This window comes from Pseudovibrio sp. Ad37, from assembly GCF_001623075.1.
Lineage (GTDB): Bacteria > Pseudomonadota > Alphaproteobacteria > Rhizobiales > Stappiaceae > Pseudovibrio.
This window is the reverse complement of sequence record NZ_LMCF01000024.1, coordinates 109,480-131,736: the sequence shown is the minus strand read 5'-3', so window position 1 is coordinate 131,736 and position 22,257 is coordinate 109,480. Positions and strand designations below refer to the sequence as shown.

Genomic DNA, 22,257 nt, shown 5'->3' with positions numbered 1-22,257 from the left:
ATTTATACAAACTCCACCAATGCCTTACGACGCTTCCCAACCGCTAATGTCAGGCGTTCACCCGGTTTCAGGTCGCCTTCTGAAATCACCCGGGTTTCTTCTAGGACAATGGATGTATTCAGACGAACACCGCCGCCGCGGATGAGGCGGCGGGCTTCGCTGTTGGTGGTGGCGAAGCCAGTTTTAACCAGTAGGTCCAGTAGGCCGAGTGGTTTGGCGAGCAGAGCCAGAGGGAGTTCGTGGGTTGGTTGGGTGAGGGCTTCCTGGCCGCTGAAGAGCGCCTCGCCTTGCTGGAGAGCAGCTTCTGCTGCGGCCAGACCGTGGACGATGCCGGTGACTTGTGTTGCCAGGATCTTTTTGGCCTCATTCAGCTCCTGCCCTTGTAAGGAAGACAGGCGGTCAATTTCGCCCAGTGGCAGATCGGTGAAGAGTTTCAGTAGCCGAGGTACATCAGCATCATCCGCATTGCGCCAGAACTGCCAGAAGCCGAAGCTGGAGAGGCGGGATGGGTTGAGCCACACAGCGCCTTCTGCGGTTTTGCCCATTTTGCTGCCCGAGGCTGTTGTTAGCAGTGGCAGGGTGAAGCCGAAGAGCTGGCTGCCTGAACGGCGACCAAGGTCCACACCATTGACGATGTTGCCCCACTGATCGGAACCACCGATCTGCAATGTGCAGTCGAAGCGCTGGTTGAGCTCAACGAAGTCGACGGCTTGCAGCATCATGTAGCAAAACTCGAGCACGGAGAGTGGTTGTTGTGCCTCAAGGCGGGAGCGGACGCTGTCGAAGGTCATCATGCGGTTGACGGTGAAGTGCGTACCGAAGTCCCGCAGGAACTCGAGGAAGCGGAACTCGTCCAGCCATTCAGCGTTGTTGACGATTTGGCCCTGCCCTTCAGACAAGTCGAAGAGGCGTTCTACGGTTGCGCGGATACCTGCGAGATTGTGTTCTATCTGGGTATCATCCAGCAGCGGACGACTTTCAGTGCGGAAGCTTGGATCACCAACGCGCGTGGTACCGCCGCCCACCAACAGGATTGGTTTATGTCCGGTTTTCTGCAGCCAACGCATGGCCATTAATGGCAGCAGGTGGCCGACATGCAGGCTGTCAGCCGTTGCATCAAATCCAGCGTATGCTGTGATGGGGCCTGCTTGGAGTTTTTCGTCCAGCGCTTCCAAATCCGTGCATTGATGCAGGAAACCGCGATCGATCAGCAGTTGAAGGGCTTCAGATTTTGGGCGGAAGCAGCGGGTGGTGTCTACAACGGTATGTTTCATAATGCTCTCCTTCGCCGCGCAGGAGAGCTAAAATACGAAAGCCGCCTACGCGGCGGCTTTTGGTTCTGACCTCAATTTTACATGAGTTTATAGGAACGCGGCCGCCGATATGTCGGGCGCATAATAATAAACCGCAGAAATGATGGTCAGGCTCTTGTTCATGCCCAAGTGTATGACCGCAACGCCCCTGCCCTGTCAAGAAAGTTTTGGCAGTTTGTGCTGCTCGGCGTTCCTCAAGCTGTACTTTTGAGCATATTCAGCTTTTTGATGAGATCGGCTAACTCTTTCATATCATTAAAGATTGCCATTGGGTTTTGCTGTTCAAGACGGCTGTGTAAATCTGCGTTGCCGTGGGAGGCTCCGGTGAAGCCGAGGGCGGTCATGCCTGCTGCCCGAGCTGCTTGCAAGCCGAGGTGACTGTCTTCAACAACAACGCATTTTTCGGGAGCGACGCCCATCTCGCTTGCTGCTTTCAGGAACACATCTGGCGCTGGCTTGCCCTTTTCAACCAGATCAGCCGAGAAATATTTATTCTCAAACCGATCATATAGATTTGTGAGCTTGAGGGTATGTTCCAGACGGTCCATGGAACTGCCAGAGGCGATGCACATTTGCAAATTCGGGAATGAGTTATCCAACTCATGCAATGCTTCATGGATGCCAGCGATTGGCTTGAGATGCTGCTCAAAGGCTGCCTTTAGCGCTTCATCCTGATTTACGAGCGCCTCATGGTGGCGGATGTTGACGCCAATTTCCGCTTCAACCTGGCCAAATACTTCTGCTGACGACACGCCGCAGAAGCGGGCGATCATTTCTTCCGTGCTGATCGGGTATCCAGCTTTGGTGAAGCCTTCGGCCTCGACCTGACAGCCAATCCACTCGCTATCAATCAAACAGCCGTCGCAATCCCAAATAAGTAAATCGTAGTTCATAAGCAAATCCAGCTGGTTATATCGAGTGCAGTGTTATCAGCAAGCATGGCATTTTCATGATACCGCAGGAGCACATTACAACTTATCCTCGCAGACCTAGCACAGTTTCAGCTCGACCTAGGAGATTTACTCCCAAAAACCTAGTAGTGAGCCTTTGCCAAAGCTCCGGTAGGCTGAGGGGTAAACACGCTGATTTGTGTACGGGGGACGTATGTCAGTTGCTTCTCAGGTGCGAAAGTCTGGTGCTGCGCGTCGGCGCAAGCTCAAACCAACATTGATTGTCCGTATCCGCGGCGGCATTGGCAATCAGCTTTTTCAGTATGCTTTCGGGCGGAAAATCGCGCTTGAAACGAGGATGAAACTTCGTTTCGACCACAGTGAGTACGCGCAGTACTTCAACCGCTCCTATTGCCTCAACCTTTTCAAAACGCAGGGTTTATCTGCCACTGAATCTGAAATGTCTGCAGTGCTTTGGCCAGCGCAGGGGTTTGGGCAAACCGTCAAGATATGCCGCAAGTTCTATCCCTTCTATCAACGCCGCTACATGCGCGAGGACGAATTGCTGCGAGATGGAGATACGCCCGTCTTCAAGCAAAGCGCTTATCTGGACGGGTATTGGCAAAAGTGGGAGATGCCATTTTCCATCATGGAGCAGTTGCGAGAAGAGATCACGCTCAAGAAACCAATGGTGCTTGAGCGGCTGAAACTGCTGCAACGGATTAACTCCGGGCCATCTGTTGCCTTGCATGTGCGCTATGGCGATTATAGTCAGGCGCACAATCTGCAGAATTTTGGGCTGTGCTCTGCTGGCTATTACAAGGGCGCGATGGATTTCCTCTCAGAGCGCATTCCCGGCCTGACCTTCTATGTCTTCTCTGACAGCCCTGAACGAGCGCGTGAGGTGGTTCCGCAGCAAGACAATGTGTTTTTTGCGGATCCGATGCAGGATGGAAAAGACTATGAAGATCTGATGGTTATGTCATCTTGCGATCACATCGTCACCGCCAACAGCACCTTCAGCTGGTGGGCTGCTTTTTTGAACGGGAATAAAGAGAAACACGTGATAGCGCCGCTTAAGTGGTTCAAGAACCCCAATCTGGATGACAGTTTGATTGTTCCGCCGCACTGGCAGCGATTATAGTGCCTGCAATGTCCAAGTCGGTTTAAGCGAGTTCCAAAGCATCAACTTCGTGCAGGATCTGTCCGATTGCGTTTTGAGACAGAGAGAAGTGTTGGTGCGCCCCGCTCTTTTCTCCAATAACCGGCGCGTATCTTAGTCCGCGCACATGTGCGAGCCATGCATAAGCGCTCTGGACGTAATCTGCGGGGAAGATCTCAATCAGCTTGCCACCTGCTTGTGTAAACAGCAGATTTGTCAGGCCAGCGCCGTGGGTTCCAACGATGATCCTGGCGTTGTTGAAGAGTTCAACCTGCTCTTTGTGGCTTAGTTTGCTGGGAATGACGCTTTGAAAACCCCGTGCCTCCAACTGCTCTTTGAGTGACTTCTCGTTCACTATTCGGCGTGTTTTTGCATCATCCCGCGCGATATAAAGCCTTGTGGCTGGCGTCTTGTGCATATCAAGCTGGTATGCAGCCAGATAATGCGTCGCGACCATAGATGCTGCCTGCTCGCTGGCTGGGACTCTGTATTCGCAGTTCATCGCTGGTGTGCAGTGAAACAACGTCTTGCAATGGATGCGTTCGTTCGCTTTGCACTCTTCCAGGCTGAGAAGAGGTGTTTCCTGAGCCAGATGCTCGTAAAACTCTTTCTGAAACTCTGGGAGATTTTCCCGAAGCAGTATTTTCAGCGGGAATGTCAGCGGCTCCAGTTGCTCTAGCAGAAACAGAAGCGGGAAGGCCACATCGCACAAAAAGTGGTAGTAGTGGCGATGACCAGCGGCCATGCCCAGCATGTTGATGGCTGCAGTCTGGATCGTCCTGTCCTTTAACCGCGCAAACCGCATGGTGTTGGGTGCTGCGGCTTCTATCTGGCGATGTTGCGCCTTTAAGACGGTTGCTCCGGTGCTGCCGAGGACCAGCGCATCAACGAGCTTATACATCCTGAGCTGCGTGTGACCGGCAGGTGTGATTGGCAAAGGATAGCGGCTTTGCTCCAATGCGCCGTGTTCTTCAAAAAACGCCTGCACCTCTTGCGGCAGCGCACAAGAGCTGCGCTCATCAACGGTTAGCAAGTGTTCATTTGGTGCGAGCCTTAGGTTTGCATTGTCTGGAAAGAAGTTGTTTCGATCACCGATGGACGGGAAGGTTCTGGCAAGGGTTGATTGCACCCGGAATCGAAGTTGCCGACTTGTTGGCAGCCAACTGCGCCATTTAGGTGCCTTACGCATCCCCCACCTCACCCGTTTTATCTGCTAAGCACGAATGACCGTATACCGGGCAGGACACTGCCAGTATCCGCATATTCTGATCAATCAATATCCATGGGCATCGGTATGGGCATGGATTGGGCCGCTCAGAAAAAAGCCCGGCGTCTTTTTCAAGAGCCGGGCTATAAGTTTTTACAGAAAGCTCGTTGTTACGCGAGTTCTGGTTCCACCTTGGTTGGTTCTGGAGCCACCCATTTTAGGATTGGTTTACGCGCAGCCGCTGTTTCATCCAGACGACGGCGCGGAGCCAGGAACGGAGCACCTTCGAAGCGGTCTTTTTCGCCTGCTTTTGCACTCATCACCAGATCGCGCATGGTTGCGACGAACAGGTCCAGAGAGGCGCGGCTTTCGCTTTCGGTTGGTTCGATCAACATTGCACCACTTACGACCAGTGGGAAGTACATGGTCATTGGGTGGTAGCCTTCGTCGATCATCGCTTTTGCGAAGTCGAGCGTGGAAACACCAGTGTCATTCAGGAAGCTGTCATCAAACAGAACTTCGTGCATGCATGGCTTCACGCCGAATGGCAGGGTCATCAGGTCCTGCAGGCCAACACGGACGTAGTTGGCGTTCAGCACAGCATCTTCAGATGCCTGCTTGAGGCCATCAGAGCCGTGAGACTGCATGTAAGACAGCGCGCGTACATACATGCCCATCTGACCGAAGAATGCGGTCATACGGCCAAATGGCTGTTCACCGTCCTTCAGCTGATCGGTTGTCTCAACAATCTCCAGTTCATCGCCATTTTTGCGGATGAATGGAAGCGGAGCGTATGGTGCCAGACGATCAGACAGAACAACCGGACCAGAACCTGGGCCACCACCGCCGTGCGGCGTGGAGAAGGTTTTATGCAGGTTGATGTGCATGGCGTCGATGCCAAGATCGCCCGGTTTTGCCTTACCAACAATCGCGTTGAAGTTAGCGCCATCGCAGTAGAAGTAGCCACCAGCTTCATGGATTGCATTTGCAATCTCAATCACGTCTGGCTCAAACAGACCACAGGTGTTCGGGTTGGTGAGCATAAGTGCTGCCACCTGACCTGCGTGGGCTTCGATCTTTTCGATCACAGCTTCCACGGCCACTGTGCCGTCTTCACGTGCCGGGATAGACACAACCTTGTAGCCAACCAGTGCAGCGGTTGCCGGGTTGGTGCCGTGAGCACTTTCCGGAACCAGAACGATGGAGCGTTCTTCACCTTTGGCTGCAATTGCGTGCTTGATAGACATCATGCCGCACTGCTCACCGTGAGCACCAGCTTTCGGGCTCATGGCCACAGCGTTGGTACCGGTGAGTTCCATCAGCCAGTCAGCCAGTTCAGAGATCAGCTCGAATGCGCCTGGAACTGTGGAGATTGGCTGCAGTGGGTGAATGTCAGCAAAGCCCGGCAGACGCGCCATCTTCTCGTTAAGACGCGGGTTATGCTTCATGGTGCAGGAACCCAGTGGGTACAGGCCTGAATCAATCGCATAGTTGTTGCGGGACATGCGGACGTAGTGGCGCATGGTTTCCGGCTCGGACAGAGCTGGAAGCTCTACCGGCTCAGAACGCATGTGGTTGCCGAGGTGTGGAACGAAGTCCATTGGCTCGTCAAGGTCCACACCACAGTTGTCCATGTGGCCGATCTCAAAGATGAGCGGCTCTTCCATGTCCAATGCTTTGTTGCCCGTAAAGGTCTGGTGCGGCATTGGGGAGCCAGCTTCACCAGCGCGTGTTGGACGTCCCTTATGGCTCATAGTCATGCCAGCACCTCCTTCAGAGCTTGCGCATAGGCTGCACGGTCCTCATCGGTATTCACTTCTGTGCTTGCAACAACGATCAGGTTGTCGATATCACCACCGGATTTGTCCAGACGGCAAACAGGAACACCGCCCAGAACGCCCTTTGCAGCAAGAGCTTCAATCACGTCGTGTGCATTCTTTGGCGTGCGAATTGTGAACTCGTTGAAGTACGCGGAGTTCAGCACTTCAACACCCTCAACCGCAGAAAGAGCATCTGCCAGTGCAACTGCGCTCATGTGGTTGATGCGGGCAAGGCGTGCGAGGCCTTTGCCGCCCAACAAGGTCATGTGGATGGTGAACGCCAAGGAACACAGACCAGAGTTGGTGCAGATGTTGGAAGTCGCTTTGTCACGACGGATGTGCTGCTCACGGGTGGAAAGGGTCAACACGAAACCGCGCTTGCCTTCAGCATCCGTTGTTTCACCACAAACACGACCCGGCATGTTGCGGATGTACTTCTGGCGGGTTGCAAACAGACCAACGTAAGGACCACCGAAGGTGAGCGGGTTTCCGATGGACTGGCCTTCGCCAACCACGATGTCCGCACCCTGAGCACCCGGGCTTTCCAGAAGGCCGAGGGAAACAACTTCAGTGAACACTGCGATCAACAGAGCTTTGTGCTTGTGCGCTTTTTCTGCAATCGGCTTCAGATCGATCAGCTGGCCATAGAAGGACGGAGACTGAACCACCACACAGGAGGTTTCGTCGTCGATCTGTGCCAGAATATCTTCTGTACCAGTTGGGTCTGCCGGGAGGGCCGCAACAGAAGCACCAGGCAACTTTGCAGAAACACCTTCAACCACTTCACGATACTGCGGATGCAGACCACCGGAAAGAACCGCTTTTTTCTTGCGGGTTACACGGTGCGCCATCAACACAGCTTCAGCTGTGCCGGTAGATCCATCGTACATGGACGCGTTGGCGACTTCCATTCCGGTCAGGTTTGCCACCTGTGTCTGGAACTCGAAGAGTGCCTGAAGCGTGCCCTGTGTGATTTCTGGCTGATACGGGGTGTAGCTTGTCAGAAATTCAGAACGCTGGATCAGATGATCAACCGTTGCTGGCACGTGGTGTTTGTACGCCCCTGCCCCAACGAAGAACGGTAGAGATCCGGCACTGACATTCTTGTTCGCCATTGCGCTGAGCTGGCGCTCAACTTGCATTTCGGTCTTGCGACGCGGCAAGGTTGTCAGTTCTTCAAGGCGAACGGCCTCTGGGATATCGGCAAACAGCTCATCAATTGAGTCTACGCCGATACGCGCCAGCATGTCGGCGCGGTCGTTGTCTGAAAGCGGAAGATACCGCATGTTCTCTCTCCATCAGATTGTCTGATGCACATTGCAGCAAAAGCGAACAGGGCTTCTGCCAGTTCCTGCCATGCGGCTGTCGTGCATGGCAGGTGATGAACGGCTTTTGGCTTATTGCGTATTCTTATTCCGAAAACCGGTCGGGCTTTTCGGGAGTACGCTTTGCCTTAAAGCGTTTCTACAAATGCTTTGTAGTCAGCTTCGCTCATCAGGGCTTCTAGCTGTGCAGCATTCCCGAGCTTCATTTTGAAGAACCATGCAGCGCCTTCTGGGTCTTCATTCACTTTTGCAGGCTCATCAACGAGCAGTTCGTTGCCTTCAACGATCTCACCATCGAGCGGCGCATATACTTCAGATGCAGCTTTCACGGATTCCACAACAGCAACTTCATCGTCCTGATCGACGGTTTTGCCGTTTTCTGGCAGTTCGACGAACACAACATCGCCCAGCTGGCTCTGTGCGAACTCAGTGATACCGACGGTTACTACGTCTCCCTCAACCTTCAGCCACTCGTGGTCTTTTGTGAAATATGTGCTCATTTAAGCGTTCCCTACACTGTCGTTTGTCGATTGAAATGTGATTGGGGCAGCCCGCTGCCCTCACCGGAATTATTTTGGTTTGCGGTAGTAGCGCTGCGCTACAAACGGCATCTCAGCAACCTTGGCAGGAAGTGCGCGGCCACGGACCACAAGCTCTAATTCTGTGCCAATTTCTGCCAGATTAGACGGGACATAGCCCATCGCAACTGGTGCGCCGAGAGTTGGCCCATATCCGCCAGATGTGACGCGGCCAACAATTTCTTCTGTACCCGGGACGCGGATTTCCGCGCCTTCACGTGCTGGAGCACGGCCTTCAAGCAGCAAGCCCACACGGAGATTTTCGGTGCCTTCAGCCAGTTGCTTCAGCACACGTTCACCACCTGGGAAATCACCTGCTTCTTTGCGGCGCTTCTGCATGCAGAAGGTAATGTTGCCTTCAACAGGTGTGGTGTTTTCGTCGATGTCGTGACCATAAAGGCAAAGACCTGCTTCAAGACGCAGGCTGTCACGAGCGCCAAGCCCGATGGATTCAACGCGTTCATCTGCGAGCAACGCTTTTGCAACTGCTTCAGCAGCGCCAGCAGGAATGGAAATCTCATAGCCGTCTTCGCCAGTGTAACCTGAGCGGGAGGCGATAACGGAGATCCCGTCAAATTCCAGAGGACGCGCTTCCATGAAGCCCATTTCTGCAGCTTCTGGTGCGTGCAGCGCCATTACTTCAGCAGCTTTTGGACCTTGGATTGCGATCAAAGCGCGATCTTCAACGATCTCAAGCTTTACGTTTTCCGGAAGGGCTGCTGCAATGATTTTATAATCGTTGTCTTTACATGCAGCATTTACGACAAGCATGAGGCGACCATCATCTTCGCTCGCCAGAGGACGAGAGACCATGAGATCATCAATGATGCAGCCGTTGTCGTTGAGCAGAACGGTGTAACGCTGTTTGCCCGGCTTCAGTTCTTTCATGTTGGAAGGAACAAGTGTTTCCAGAGCAGCAGCAGTGGTTGCGTGATCTGGGCCTACGAGCCAAGCCTGCCCCATGTGAGTCACATCAAAGAGGCCTGCGCTTTCACGTGTGAAGAGGTGTTCTTTCATCACGCCAAGCGGGAACTGCACTGGCATATCATAACCAGCGAACGGCACCATTTTAGCGCCAAGCTCTACATGAAGATCGAAAAGCGGTGTTTTTAGCAGGTCTACAGCTTCAGCCATATGGTCCCCTCAGACAGTGGCGTACACATCAACGACCATTCCAAATTCGCGGAATGATCGAGTACGCCCCCTCTGTCTCGAGAACCTGAGAGATTTCCCACGCTGGTAGCTACAAATACCAGAGCGGTTACTCCTTCGGTGAGAGCCTTAACATGCGATCCAACAGGATTGCGTGCTCGGCACTGCTTTCCAGAGTGTTGCTTACTGTGCGGTCCTTTTGCCTGAGAGTTTCCGGGGCGGTTGCTCCTTCGGCGATAACCCAATGGGTGGCTTATTCTCTCCCGCACAGCTCTATCACGCGCCAGTCCTCCTCAGACCGGCGAATGTATTCCCCCTGAATGACTGCAACGTGTCATTCAAGAAGGCTGGCGCGACACTATGACGCCAAGCTGTAATCACTTACTAACCTATTTTTTAGTTTTCGTCGAATCCAAAGACAACATTTTGTCCCGGTTCATTCGGAAGGATAATATTTTCTTCCACAAATGCCCATGTCGCAGACGGCGATCCGGCCCCTAAAGTGACAGGAACGCTGAAGAGTTTGGAGTAGATTGTTTTTTCTCCGCCATCCACACCTTGTGTGACTGCTACACGCACAGGAAGCAAAATTTCGCCGCCTTTCCAGGTTGGACCGGGTGTAATGTTGCCTGCGATACCCAATTTCATCGCGGAATTCTGACCGGACTTTTTACAAGTACGCGCCCAATCTCTGATGATGGCCTGATAGCTCAGGTTCTCGGGCGTCTTTTCTTTTCCGCGCGGATACACTGTCAGGATGGTTGTTCCTGAAAGCTCCTGCAAGGCGGGGCATAAGGCTGGCGCGTGAAGAACGGACAGATCAAAGGTCTTTTCAGTTGCAGGCGGGTTTGCAGAGGATGCTTCCAGCTCGTTGTCCGATGACATAAAGCTGCCGCAACCTGCCAGTGAAGCACCAAGTGCTGCCAGAAGAATTGCCCGGCCTGTGTTTTTGAGCAGTGATTTTGCCAATAAATTGCCCACCATACGAATCCCAAATTTACCTGCAGTTTTTGTTTCTATATCAGCCACAAACGCAAATGGCGAGATACATCAGGCACCTGAAACACAGTAGAGGAAGCTGACAGGCTGAATATTGGAGAAAATCAGCCCTTGATGCCCGATTAAAAACTCTTTTTCTTGACAGAGGCAGTCAACATCCTTCAATTGCTCAAAGTCAAAACTCAGGAATACATCATGCAGGTTACGCCGACCACAAAGGCACCGATCAAAATTCTTCTTTGCGCTCCACGTGGCTTTTGTGCCGGTGTTGATCGCGCGATCCAGATCGTCGACCTCGCTCTCGAGAAATACGGTGCTCCTGTTTATGTGCGCCACGAGATCGTTCACAATAAGTATGTGGTTGAATCTCTGCGCAACAAAGGTGCTGTTTTTGTTGAGGAATTAGATGAGATACCGGTAGACGACCGTCCTGTTATTTTCTCTGCACACGGAGTACCAAAATCTGTGCCAGAGGCTGCGCGACTGCGTAATCTGTTCTTCCTTGATGCGACCTGTCCGCTGGTTTCCAAGGTGCACAAAGAAGCTATTTTGCATGACAGGCGTGAGCGCGAAATTCTGCTGATCGGTCATAAAGGCCATCCGGAAGTTGTTGGCACCATGGGTCAGCTGCCGCGTGGACGTGTCTCTCTTATTGAGACAGCAGAGGATGCTCGCCAGTTTAAACCGAAGACCGACCGGCAATTGGCGTGGATTTCTCAAACGACTCTTTCTGTTGATGACACAGAAGAGATCGTCAAAATTCTTGAAGAACGCTTCCCGACCATTGCGAAGCCGCACAAGGATGACATCTGCTACGCAACAACCAATCGCCAGCACGCTGTGAAGGAAATTGCACCAAAGTGCGATGCCATGATTGTTGTTGGCGCACCAAACTCCTCCAACTCCAAGCGCCTGCGCGAAGTTGGTGAGAGAGCAGGTTGTGAGAAGGCTTTTCTCATTCAGCGAGCCTCCGAGATCTTCTGGGATGATTTTGAAGGTGCAAAAATAATCGGTATCACCGCCGGTGCGTCTGCCCCTGAAATCCTTGTTGAAGAAATTGTTGAATCCTTCCGTGAGCATTATGATGTGACACTGGAAACCGTTACAACTGCTGAAGAAGACATTTCATTCAATCTACCGAAAGAGTTACGGACCGCTGCCGCACCTGGCGGAACAAGTCCGGCTGAATAGTTATGGCTGTATATACCGATGTTTCCGATGAAGAGCTGGGCGCTTTCATCGACCGTTTCAACATTGGCAATTTGCTCTCTTACAAGGGCATTGCTGAAGGTGTCGAAAACTCCAACTATCTCGTTCATACGGAGACGGGCTATTACATCCTGACGCTCTACGAAAAACGCGTTAATCCTGATGATTTGCCGTTTTTTCTGGGACTGATGCAGCATCTTGCCAGTAAGGGCCTGAACTGCCCTACTCCGCTTATTGACCGTGACGGGCAGATGCTTGGCGAGCTTGCAGGACGTCCTGCAGCCATGGTTACGTTCCTTGATGGTATGTGGGTTCGTAAGCCTCAGCTGGTGCATTGCGCAGAGCTGGGTAAAGGCATGGCGCGGATGCATCTGGCAGGCGCCGACTTTGAGATCAAACGACCAAACTCTCTGAGTGTTAATGGCTGGGCTCCTTTACTAGATGCCAGCCGTGGGCGTGCGCATGAAGTGAAGGTTGGCCTTGCAGAAGAGCTGACTGCGGAACTGGATGAACTGCAGGCACTGTGGCCGAAAGAACTGCCAAACGGTGTTATTCACGCCGACCTTTTCCCGGACAATGTATTTTATCTGGGCAAGGAACTTTCCGGTCTGATCGATTTCTATTTTGCCTGTAATGATGCTTTTGCCTATGACGTGGCAATCTGCATCAATGCATGGTGCTTTGAGCCGGATGGCATGTTCAACGTCACGAAAGCACGGGCATTACTGGAAGGTTATCGCAGTGTGCGCCCGTTCAGCGAGCATGAGTTCAACAACCTACCTTTGCTGTGTCGTGGTGCAGCGCTGCGCTTCCTGCTGACCCGTCTTTACGACTGGCTGTCTGTGCCGGAAGGTGCGCTTGTTGTTCCGAAAGATCCACTTGAATACCTGCACAAACTCAGGTTCCATCGTGGCGTATCCAATGCGAGTGCATACGGGCTGGATAAATGACCGATACCAAACGTGTTGAGACGTGGACTGATGGAGCCTGCTCCGGCAACCCGGGACCTGGCGGCTGGGGCGTGCTGCTGCGCTTTGGCGAGCACGAGAAAGAATTGTGTGGCGGCGAGCCTGATACAACCAACAACCGCATGGAGTTGATGGCGGCCATTCAGGCTCTTGATTCCCTGAAGCGTTCTTGCGCCGTCGATCTTTATACAGACAGCTCATATGTGAAAAACGGCATCACTCAGTGGATGCATAACTGGAAGCGTAAAGGTTGGCGGACTGCGTCCAACTCACCCGTTAAAAACGCTGATTTATGGCAACTGCTGGATACAGCGGCACAACGCCATGATGTTGCGTGGCATTGGATCAAAGGTCATGCCGGGCACGAAGAAAACGAGCGTGCTGATGAACTTGCGCGTAAGGGTATGAAACCCTTTCAGAAATCCAAGTAAGTCGGGAAGGCAAGGTCAGGTTTATGGAAAACCAGCTTCCCCACTCTCGGCCGGATGAGGCGAAAAAGAAATCGCACAAGGCCAAGCGCGTGCTTATTCTTGCCAATCCAACAGCAACGTCTTTCCGTTTTCAGAGCATCACTGAGATCGTGAAGTGCCTTGAGGACGCTGGGATGAAGGTGGAGTTGAAACTCACCAGTCGTGCCAGCGAAATCGCTGAGACCTGCACGGACCCTGATCTGAATACGGATATTCTGGCTGTTGCTGGTGGGGACGCCTCTGTCAGCGAGGCTGCATCTGCCATGCTGGGGCGTGGAATGAAGCCACATCTGGCAATTATTCCATTTGGCACTGCAAATGTACTTGCTCATGAACTGAGTGTACCGAATACCCCGCGTGAGATTGCTAAAACCATCATCGCAGGCAAGACGACGAAACTGCACAATGGCTTTGCCAACGGGCGCCCGTTTTTTCTTTCCACTTCAACCGGCTTTGATGCAGAAGTGGTGCATGTTGTACCCCTGCGCCTGAAGCGCCGTTACGGTCGGTTTGCTTATCTCTTCATTGCCGCCCAGCTGGCCTTTTCGCGCCGTAAAGGCAGCTTTAAAGTCCGTGCAGACGATGAAGAACTGCAATGTGCCATGGTGTTGATCACTAATGGTCGCTATTACGCTGGTAAGCACCTCGTGGTGCCGGATGCTTCCATTTTAGAGAAGAAGCTGCACCTACTGATCTTCAAAGAAGACGGAGTGTGGGCGCTCTTTAAATACGCATGCCGCTTACTTACTGGCAGCGTCGCCAAATCCCATAATGTTGAGTGCCGAACCATCAAAACAGCCCGTATAGATGCCTATCGCGCGGCAGCTGTTCAAATCGATGGAGAGCCGTTTGGCGGCACACCGCTTGAGGTTTCTGTTGGTGACTGTGAATTGTCAGTTATTTCTGGTAACTAGAACAGCCCTTCCCTTCAGAAGCCCGTTTGATGGTTGCAGCCTCAAATTTACGTAGTGCTTCCCGCAGGTTACAGGCGACACATCCCTTCAACATATTTTAGAGTTGAAGCTTTCGTAAATTGTCTCATGATATTAATAGCTTAGACTGAGACAATAGGCCGCCTGCGCGTTAATATCTGCGCAACATATAATTGATAATGCGTACATCAGTTTCCAAACTAATGATTCTAGTTACCGTATATTGACGTAAAGGCCGGTGGTCACATGATACCTCGTCCGAAACTTTTAGAGATAGAGAACCGAGACTTCAAACGGCATGCCTGTCATTGGCCTGCGGTTCTGCTTACGGATAATTTCAACCGATCCTGCGTGATTGAGGACATCAGCAACGGTGGTTGTCGGCTGCTGGTCAATACCGGAAAGCTCGCGTCCGGTGACACGGTGAAAATTCAGGTGCCAGCCCGCAAACTTTCCTTCAGCGGTAAGGTCGTCTGGCTGCATTGCGAAGAAGCCGGTATCAAGTTCACTTCCAAGCCTGCCAAACTCTGACATGTGACAGGCATTGCCGTGAGTTACTTCGGCTTTGGATAGGGTAGCAGGCTGCTAAAACCAACAGCAGCCTTCCAAGTGCGGATGCTATGACTTTTGTGCTTCACCGCTGCTTTCAGGTAACTCTTGTTCCTGCCGATGCCCATTGGATAGCGCTTATTTTGCTGTGCTTCATAGGCTGCACTTTGGCTGCTACAAACTTGTTTGCGCATATTTTCAGGCTGACGATGCAGATCGTTTGCAATTTCTTTTAGTTGCTGACCATTGGGGGCTAGTTCACCAGCCATTGCCTCAGTCAGGAGTTTGGCTGCCCTTTCGCTGCGCTCCCGCCCCGTCGTCGCGCCAAGAATGACAGCCATAAAGCGTTGCCCACCACGATCTGTAAGTGCAACGATATTACGGCCAGATGAACAGACAAAACCTGTCTTCATGCCAACTGTGCCCGGCAGTCGTGTCAACAACTCATTGTAAGATTTGATTTCGACACCATCAATAAGCACTTTTGATGTGGCGAACACGTCCCGGTATTGAGGGAAACGCAGATAGACTTCGCTCGCCAAAATGGCCAGATCACGTGCGGATGTTTGCTGAGTGGGCTCGAACAAACCGTTGGCATTGACAAAGTGGCTTGCGGTCATCCCAAGACGTTGCGCGGTGGCATTCATGCGCTGCGCGAATGCATCTTCACTCCCCGCAACACTTTCAGCCAGTGCCACTGCGACATCATTGGCTGATCCAACGAGCACTGCAAAAAGCGCATCCTGCAGTGTCATGACGCTTCCAACCTTCAAGCCGGACTTCAATGAGTCCTGCCTCATCGCCCAAGGGGACATCACCACTGACGTTTCAAGGTCGACCTCTCTGTTGGCAAGAGCCTCAAAGGTTACGAGTGCGGTCATCAACTTGGTTGTTGAAGCGGGATACCATGGATCGCCTGCATCTTCAGCGTACAGGACTTTTTGAGTATCAAGGTTCAACACCAGCGATGGCGTGGCACTTGCCGGTGTTAGGGTACTGGATGTAACCAGAAACAAGCCCAAAGCGACGTGTAGTTTTCGACACGCATTACCAAAACAAAACATGCAGCTAATAATCTCAGATAGGGAAAAGAGAGCCCGAATAGATGCTCTTAGAAAATTGCCTCGAGTATGTCACCGCAGGAGTTATTCAGAGGAAACTTGGCGGAGATAGATCAATTTTTCTCCAGCTCTGCTGCGAAGGCCACATGCTTACAATTTTCCATTGCAACCATGCAGAGCCTTTCTAACTTACCTGCCGTATCAGCTTTGGTTGTTGCGGCCCTGCTGGGCGAACTGTTCTTTGAGCATACGGCCTGCTTCAGCAGCACGCATTGGTTGACCGAAGTGGAAGCCCTGCACGTATTCGCAGCCAAGCTGGAACAGCTCCAGTGCATCTGACTCAGTCTCAGCGCCTTCCGCAACCACTTCCATACCAAGGTCATGCCCCAGCGCTACGATGGTACGCAGGATGACCGGACGAGCGCTTTGGCCGTTAGGACGGACGAAGGACTGATCGATCTTGATGGTGTCGAACTGGAAGCGCTGGAGGTAGCTCAGGGATGAATAGCCTGTACCGAAATCATCCAGAGACAGACCAGCGCCCAGACCTTTGAGGCGCTCAAGAACCTGCACAGAAAATTCCGGATTCTGCATGACCAGAGATTCAGTCAGCTCCAGTTTCAAAGAGCCCGGTGTCAGCGCTGTGCGTGCCAGTACTGCTTTCACATCGTTAATGAGGTCCGGCTTCAACAGCTGACGAGAAGAGATGTTGACGGAGACAAACAGCGGTAGTGCGTGTTTGAATTCGCGCTGCCATTGTGCAAGCTGACGAGCCCCCTTCTCCATCACACGCAGGCCAAGCTCGTTGATCAGGCCGCTTTGTTCAGCAACTGGGATGAACTCGGATGGTGGGATCAGACCGCGGCTTGGATGTTCCCAGCGCGCCAATGCTTCGAAGCCAGCTGTCGTCTTGTCAGACAGACGTACGATTGGCTGGAAGAAAACCTTGATCTCGTCTTTTTCAAGAGCGGAGCGCAGGTCGTTGTCCAGCGCGAGCGTGTTGCTTGCCACTGGCTTCAGCGTTGGGCGGAAGATCTCGATACGGTCACCGCCGAGGCGCTTGGCGTGGTTGAGTGCGATCTCCGCATCGCGCATCAGGTCGGTTGCCTTTTCAGGGCCACCATCAAAGATGGAAGCACCGATGGATGCTGTCAGGAACACTTCCTGATCACCGAAGGTGACTGGTGTGCGCAGAGATTTGCGGAGCTCATCTGCAAAGGATGCGATGCGTGTTGCGTCCTGCTCGGAGATCATCAGCACTGCGAAGGTATCTGCTGAAATGCGAGACAGAGAGTCCTGCGGTTTGATCAGACGAGAGAGGCGGCGTGCAGCGGTGAGCAGCATGGAATCGCCAGCTGTCTGACCGATGCTGTCGTTGACTTGCTTGAAGCGGTCGAGATCGATCAGGATGACAGTCGGGTTGCCATTGCCTTCTGCTCTGGAGCGAGCGAGCGCAGCAACAAGGCGGTCCATAAACAGTTCACGGTTTGGCAGGCCAGTCAGGTTGTCGTGCACGGCATCATGCATCAGGCGCTCTTCAGCGGTTTTCTGAGAGGTGATGTCCAGCAACGTACCAACGCAGCGGATCACTTCACCATCAGAGCCGAGCACCGGACGGGCGCGCATTTTGAACCAGCGGTAATGACCATCTTCACCACGGAGGCGGAACGCCTGATTAACGCGGCCACGGCGATGGTCAATCACGGCGTCCAATGTGCCACGGAACAGGTCACGGTCCTGCGGATGCAAAATTTCGAGCCAGAGGCGGGCTGGACCATCCAGAAGACCTGGCTTGATGCCCAGAGCTTCTTCCAGGCCACCGCTGGTGTGGATTTTGTCGCGGTCGACGTCCCAGTCCCAGATGATGTCGCCGGAGCCTGTCAGCGCCAGAGCCCGGCGTTCGACATCACTCATCACACTGTGGGAGAGACCAGACCCTGCAAAGGCATGCTGCATGACGGTAAAACCGAGCAGCAGAACGAAGAGAACAAGACCACCTGCCAGCGCTGGCTGCACCAGATCACTTTGCAACATGCCTGTCGTTGCCATCCACGCAGCGAACAGCCATGCGAGGAACAAGAACCATGTCGGCAGCAGCATAATCGCGCGTTCGAACCCGCGAACGGTGAGCATCAGGATGACACCGAAGCCAGCGATTGCCACACCACCCATCAGGATACGGGAGATACCAGCTGCAATGGTTGGATCCCAAAGCGCCAAGCCAAACAGGCTGAGCACAGTGATAAACAAGCCGATTGCGAGGTGCGTATAATGGATGTGCCAGCGGCTGAGGCCGAGATAGGCGTAAAGGAAGACCACAAGCGCGGCTGTGAGACTGATTTCCGCCACCGCTCGATAGAGCTGATCATCCCCCAGCGTTCGCCCGAAGACGAGGTTCCAGAAGCCGAAGTCGATACATAAATAAACAAGAACAGCCCACGCCAGAGCCGCAGTTGCCGGGAAGAGAACAGTTCCCTTCACCACAAACAAGATAGTGAGGAACAGCGCCAAGAGGCCAGCAATACCAAGTACGATACCGCGGTAAAGCGTGTAAGCGTTGATGTTGTCTTTGTAAGCTTCTGGCTTCCAGAGGCGGAGTTCCGGTAGGCTTGGGGTGTTGACCTCCGCGATGAAGGTCACATTCGCACCCGGATCTAGCGTGATGCGGTAAATATCTGCTTCAGTGCTGCGCTCGCGAATTGGTGGGATGCCCTGACTAGGTGTCAATGACACGATGCGGCGCTGACCAAGGTCCGGCACCAATACACCGCCGCCAGTCATCTTGTAGTAAGGTGCAACAAGCAGGCGGTCGATCTGCTCCTCCCCCGGATTGGAGAGCGCGAACACAGCCCAAGAGCTGGCGGTATCATCAATGGAACGCACTTCGATGCGTCTGACGATGCCATCCGAGTCTGGAGCGGTGGAAACCTGAATGCTTTTGCTGGTGTTGGGGTAGATATCGACGGAGCTGGTCAGATCGAGTGCATCAACATCCTTGGGGACGACAATCGCCTCCAAAGCCAAGGCTTGTGACGCAACCACAATGAGCAGGAGAGCGCTTAACAGAACAGCCTGAATAACGTTCTGCATGCGCTGACAATAAGTCCCTGACACCGGCTTCTCCACGATAACGAAAAATTAACTGAATTCCTTGCCAAGATCATTACATCGTCAAGGCGCCAGTTTCATGGTTCAAGCATGTGTTACAGGCAATTTATCCCCATCTGCCTCTGATTGTGGCAGGACTTTGACTGGTATAGGCGCGGAATCCCGGATTTTGCCAAACAAAATATGGTCTTGCCACATTCCGTTTATGAATAAATACGAGGGTGCAAAGCCCAGTTCAGAGAATCCAACCTTCATTAAGAGCGCTCTGGAGACCTCATTTGAAGGCAGACAGGCTGCTTCGATGCGGTGCAAGTGTAAATCATTGAAGCAGAAACAACAGACGCGCTGAACGGCTTCCTTCATGAAGCCATTGCCTGCAAAGGAGGCTCCCATCCAGTACCCAAGCGAGGTTGCCTGTGCGACACCACGACGGACGTTGGAAAGGTTCAAACCACCCATCAACTCGTCGGTATCCCGGTTGAACAGAAAAAACGGGTAGTGAGAGCCTTCGCGGATGTTGCGATTGTAACGCCGGATGCGTTTTCGGAAGGCAGCTTTTGTCAGATCATCAGCTGGCCACGTGGGTTCCCACGGCTGCAGAAAGTCTCTGCTTTGAGCTCGCAGATCATACCACTGCGCGAAATCCGCCATGGATGGCGCACGTAAATACAGTCGGCCTGTGGTCAATGTCGCAAGAGATTGGGGAGATGTGCTTGTTTTGAAAAATGACACAGCTTCTCTCCCCTCTTAATCAGAGCTCCATTATGCAAAAAGCATTACCTGAATTGCAATAGGCTTATGCTTTGATCCCTGCCAAACGCTCTTTTAGCTCAGCATAATTTAGCATAGGCGCCTTTGGTCCAACCTTCACATATGTAGGGTTGTCAGAGGCAAACAGCCTTTCTGCCAAGATCTGCACACGGTCAGCAGACACAACATTGAGGCGACGTTCCAGTTCTTCCAGCGCGACGGGATGACCGTAGATCATCACCTGACGGGCGATCTGGCCTGCACGAGCTGCCGGGCTTTCCAATGCCATCAGCAATCCGGATCGCAGCTGCGCTTTGGCGCGGGACACTTCCTTTTCGGTCACGCCCTTGGCAATTTCTTTCAGCTGTTCCACCAGCACTTCGGTCAGTTCTGCGGCATCTTCTGGTCCAGTTGCGGCATGAACACCAAAGAAGCCGGTATCCGCGAACGCCCAATGGAACGCGTAGACAGAATAGCATAGACCGCGCTTTTCGCGCACTTCCTGGAAGAGGCGCGATGACATGCCGCCGCCGAGGATCGAGGCAAGCACCTGCACAGCATAGTAGTCTTCATGTTCGTATGGCAGGCCTTCGAAACCAAGGATGACCTGCAATTCCTGCAGTTCACGCTCAATGGAGCCTTCACCGCCGACATACTGCGCTACATAGTCTTCATCCGGTGCTGCGTTCGACAGCTTTGAGAAGCTGGCTTCAGCCAATTCTACGAGCGCTTCATGATCGACTGCACCAGCAGCAGCAAGCACCATATCGGATGCTGTGTACTTGCGCGCGACGTACTGACGGATGGCATCCGCAGAAAAGCCGGTGACAGTTTCAGGCGTACCAAGAATTGGGCGACCGAGTGGCTGGTCCGGCCATGCGGTTTCCAGAAGCACATCAAATACCTGGTCATCAGGCATGTCTTGTGCTGCGCCAATTTCTTGAAGGATTACGTGTTTTTCGCGAGCAAGCTCTTCAGGGTCAATGATTGAATCCTGAAGGATGTCGGAGAGAATATCCAACCCCAAAGGCGCATCATCTGCCAAGGTGCGCACATAGTAATTTGTATGCTCAACACTTGTGGAGGCATTCATCTCGCCGCCAACGGCTTCGATTTCCTCTGCAATTTCGCGGGCATTGCGCTTGCTGGTGCCCTTGAATGCCATGTGCTCCAGAAGGTGGGTGATGCCGTTTTCATGCTCGCCTTCAGAGCGAGAACCAGCTTTCACCCATACCCCAAGAGCTGTTGTCTTGAGGTATTCCATTTGATCAGTAACTACAGTCAGGCCATTTTCTAATTTTGTTAGTTTGACCGCCATTAAACGCCTGCTTTCACGGCACGTGCATTGCCTTCAACGAATTTCGCAATTTCCTGCGCATCTGCTGGCAGAACGGAAAACTTCTCTTCACGTTCCATCAGGTCAGCAAGATGAGCTGGCAGGTCAGGATGAATACCTGATGCACTTTCTACTGCCGCTGGGAATTTTGCCGGGTGTGCTGTCGACAGCACGATCATCGGGGTAACACCATCATTGTGCTCTTTGGAGACATGGATCGCGACCGCAGTGTGCGGGTCAAGCAGATAACCACTTTCCTTGAGAGTATCAGTGATGGTCTTAGCTGTTTCTTCTTCGCTTGCGCGACCTGCTGAGAACTTCTCTTTGATAAAACCTAGGGCTTTTTCTGAGAGAGTGAAGCCACCGGACTGCTTGAGACTGTCCATCTGAGCTTTAACAGTTGCACTGTCTTCGCTATTTGCAGCAAACAGCAGACGCTCGAAGTTGGACGACACCTGAATGTCCATGGACGGTGCAGTGGTCGCCACAACACCGCGCATTTCATAGCGGCCTGTGTCCAGAGTACGGGCCAGAATATCGTTGGTGTTGGTCGCGATCACCAGCTTCTCAATTGGCAGCCCTATCTGAGCTGCCACATAGCCAGCAAACACGTCACCAAAGTTGCCAGTCGGTACTGTGAAGGACACTTTGCGATGTGGAGCACCCAGAGACACTGCGGACGTGAAGTAATACACCACCTGAGCCACAATGCGTGCCCAGTTGATGGAGTTTACACCAGACAAGCCCACGCGCTCTCGGAAAGAAAAGTCGTTGAAGAGATCTTTCAGGATGCCCTGACAATCATCAAAGTTGCCTTTGACTGCGAGGGCATGAATGTTGTCTTCCTTGGAGGTGGTCATCTGGCGCTGTTGAACAGGAGAGACGCGCCCTTCAGGGAAAAGAATAAAAACGTCTGTGCGCTCGCGGCCACGGAATGCTTCAATTGCAGCACCGCCCGTGTCGCCTGAAGTGGCGCCAACGATGGTTGCACGCGCACCTTTTTGAGCCAGCACATAATCCATCAAGCGACCGAGTAGCTGCATTGCAACATCTTTGAACGCAAGGGTCGGGCCGTGGAAGAGTTCCAGCACGTAGGTGTTGGGAGCAGTTTGGACGAGCGGCGCGACAGCCTTATGCGAGAAGCTGGCATAGGCTTCCTCGATCATTTTTTTCAGGTCGTCATGCGGAATGGAGTCGCCAACGAACGGGGCGATGACCTTAAGAGCGACTTCGCTGTAAGGCTTTCCAGCAAATCCTGAAATTTCCTCAGTAGATAATTGCGGGAACTCTTTTGGTAGATACAAACCGCCGTCGCGTGCCAACCCCGTGAGCAGCACCTCAGAAAAGTTGAGTTCTGGTGCATCGCCGCGCGTACTTACATATCTCACCGTTACATCCCTTCTCGCTCAACCTGAATCAGGGCATTTT

The 22,257-nt window shown here is 52.8% G+C and carries 19 protein-coding genes and 1 riboswitch; of the genes, 6 read left to right on the top strand and 13 right to left on the bottom strand.

Annotated features, from left to right (window positions below):
• Positions 1–2: 2 nt before the first annotated feature.
• Together tyrS and PsAD37_RS06940 are read right to left on the bottom strand one after the other, a co-directional pair.
• Positions 3–1,274 (bottom strand): tyrosine--tRNA ligase, encoded by a 1,272-nt coding sequence (gene tyrS / locus PsAD37_RS06945; protein ID WP_063295519.1) that lies wholly within the window; start codon positions 1,272–1,274, stop codon positions 3–5.
• Positions 1,275–1,507: 233 nt separating this feature from the next.
• A complete protein-coding gene (locus tag PsAD37_RS06940) occupies positions 1,508–2,206 on the bottom strand; it encodes an HAD family phosphatase (protein WP_063295518.1) in 699 nt (232 codons plus the stop codon).
• A 211-nt stretch (positions 2,207–2,417) separates the two neighbouring features.
• Here PsAD37_RS06940 and PsAD37_RS06935 point away from each other — a divergent pair, with 211 nt between their 5' ends.
• Positions 2,418–3,347 (top strand): alpha-1,2-fucosyltransferase, encoded by a 930-nt coding sequence (locus tag PsAD37_RS06935; protein WP_063295517.1) that lies wholly within the window; start codon positions 2,418–2,420, stop codon positions 3,345–3,347.
• Positions 3,348–3,369: 22 nt separating this feature from the next.
• On the opposite strand, the gene PsAD37_RS06930 is transcribed toward PsAD37_RS06935, so the two are convergent.
• From PsAD37_RS06930 to PsAD37_RS06905, 6 genes are all read right to left on the bottom strand, one after another.
• A complete protein-coding gene (locus tag PsAD37_RS06930; protein ID WP_063295516.1) occupies positions 3,370–4,554 on the bottom strand; it encodes a DUF563 domain-containing protein in 1,185 nt (394 codons plus the stop codon).
• A gap of 188 nt (positions 4,555–4,742) precedes the next feature.
• Positions 4,743–6,332: an aminomethyl-transferring glycine dehydrogenase subunit GcvPB gene (gene gcvPB / locus PsAD37_RS06925; protein ID WP_063295515.1), complete on the bottom strand. Its 1,590-nt coding sequence runs from the start codon at positions 6,330–6,332 to the stop codon at positions 4,743–4,745.
• Positions 6,329–7,678 (bottom strand): aminomethyl-transferring glycine dehydrogenase subunit GcvPA, encoded by a 1,350-nt coding sequence (gene gcvPA, locus PsAD37_RS06920; RefSeq protein WP_063293744.1) that lies wholly within the window; start codon positions 7,676–7,678, stop codon positions 6,329–6,331. Before gcvPA ends, gcvPB begins: the two co-directional genes overlap by 4 nt.
• Before the next feature lie 167 nt (positions 7,679–7,845).
• Positions 7,846–8,217 (bottom strand): glycine cleavage system protein GcvH, encoded by a 372-nt coding sequence (gene gcvH, locus PsAD37_RS06915; RefSeq protein ID WP_057462902.1) that lies wholly within the window; start codon positions 8,215–8,217, stop codon positions 7,846–7,848.
• Between the two features lie 69 nt (positions 8,218–8,286).
• Entirely contained in the window at positions 8,287–9,429 is a 1,143-nt protein-coding gene (gcvT, locus tag PsAD37_RS06910) for a glycine cleavage system aminomethyltransferase GcvT (protein WP_063295514.1), read from the bottom strand.
• A 199-nt stretch (positions 9,430–9,628) separates the two neighbouring features.
• Positions 9,629–9,723, bottom strand: a riboswitch (glycine riboswitch).
• A 120-nt stretch (positions 9,724–9,843) separates the two neighbouring features.
• Entirely contained in the window at positions 9,844–10,431 is a 588-nt protein-coding gene (locus tag PsAD37_RS06905; protein ID WP_063295600.1) for a hypothetical protein, read from the bottom strand.
• Between the two features lie 210 nt (positions 10,432–10,641).
• On the opposite strand from PsAD37_RS06905, the gene ispH reads away from it, so the two are divergent.
• The 5 genes from ispH to PsAD37_RS27410 all read left to right on the top strand — a co-directional run bounded on the left by ispH (position 10,642) and on the right by PsAD37_RS27410 (position 14,556).
• Entirely contained in the window at positions 10,642–11,637 is a 996-nt protein-coding gene (gene ispH, locus PsAD37_RS06900; protein WP_193778227.1) for a 4-hydroxy-3-methylbut-2-enyl diphosphate reductase, read from the top strand.
• A 2-nt stretch (positions 11,638–11,639) separates the two neighbouring features.
• Entirely contained in the window at positions 11,640–12,605 is a 966-nt protein-coding gene (locus PsAD37_RS06895; RefSeq protein ID WP_063295512.1) for a homoserine kinase, read from the top strand.
• The gene (rnhA, locus tag PsAD37_RS06890) at positions 12,602–13,054 is read left to right on the top strand and encodes a ribonuclease HI (RefSeq protein WP_057462906.1); all 453 of its coding nucleotides are present in this window, start codon (positions 12,602–12,604) and stop codon (positions 13,052–13,054) included. The genes PsAD37_RS06895 and rnhA overlap by 4 nt, the downstream gene beginning before the upstream one ends.
• 23 nt (positions 13,055–13,077) lie before the next feature.
• Positions 13,078–14,007 carry a diacylglycerol kinase family protein gene (locus PsAD37_RS06885; RefSeq protein ID WP_063295511.1) on the top strand — a complete coding sequence of 310 codons (930 nt, stop codon included), beginning with the start codon at positions 13,078–13,080 and terminating at the stop codon, positions 14,005–14,007.
• Positions 14,008–14,271: 264 nt separating this feature from the next.
• Positions 14,272–14,556, top strand: coding sequence for a PilZ domain-containing protein (locus PsAD37_RS27410; RefSeq protein ID WP_084407678.1), 285 nt, complete (start codon positions 14,272–14,274; stop codon positions 14,554–14,556).
• A gap of 23 nt (positions 14,557–14,579) precedes the next feature.
• Here PsAD37_RS27410 and PsAD37_RS06875 read toward each other — a convergent pair whose 3' ends face one another.
• The 5 genes from PsAD37_RS06875 to thrC form a co-directional block, all read right to left on the bottom strand.
• On the bottom strand, positions 14,580–15,638 hold the full coding sequence (locus tag PsAD37_RS06875) for a D-alanyl-D-alanine carboxypeptidase family protein (protein WP_063295509.1): 1,059 nt from the start codon (positions 15,636–15,638) through the stop codon (positions 14,580–14,582).
• 198 nt (positions 15,639–15,836) lie between these two features.
• Positions 15,837–18,725 carry an EAL domain-containing protein gene (locus PsAD37_RS06870; RefSeq protein ID WP_063287212.1) on the bottom strand — a complete coding sequence of 963 codons (2,889 nt, stop codon included), beginning with the start codon at positions 18,723–18,725 and terminating at the stop codon, positions 15,837–15,839.
• Between the two features lie 102 nt (positions 18,726–18,827).
• Positions 18,828–19,475: a GNAT family N-acetyltransferase gene (locus tag PsAD37_RS06865; RefSeq protein ID WP_063295508.1), complete on the bottom strand. Its 648-nt coding sequence runs from the start codon at positions 19,473–19,475 to the stop codon at positions 18,828–18,830.
• A 64-nt stretch (positions 19,476–19,539) separates the two neighbouring features.
• Entirely contained in the window at positions 19,540–20,811 is a 1,272-nt protein-coding gene (locus PsAD37_RS06860) for a pitrilysin family protein (protein ID WP_063293739.1), read from the bottom strand.
• On the bottom strand, positions 20,811–22,217 hold the full coding sequence (thrC, locus tag PsAD37_RS06855; protein WP_063295507.1) for a threonine synthase: 1,407 nt from the start codon (positions 22,215–22,217) through the stop codon (positions 20,811–20,813). Before thrC ends, PsAD37_RS06860 begins: the two co-directional genes overlap by 1 nt.
• Positions 22,218–22,257: the final 40 nt, after the last annotated feature.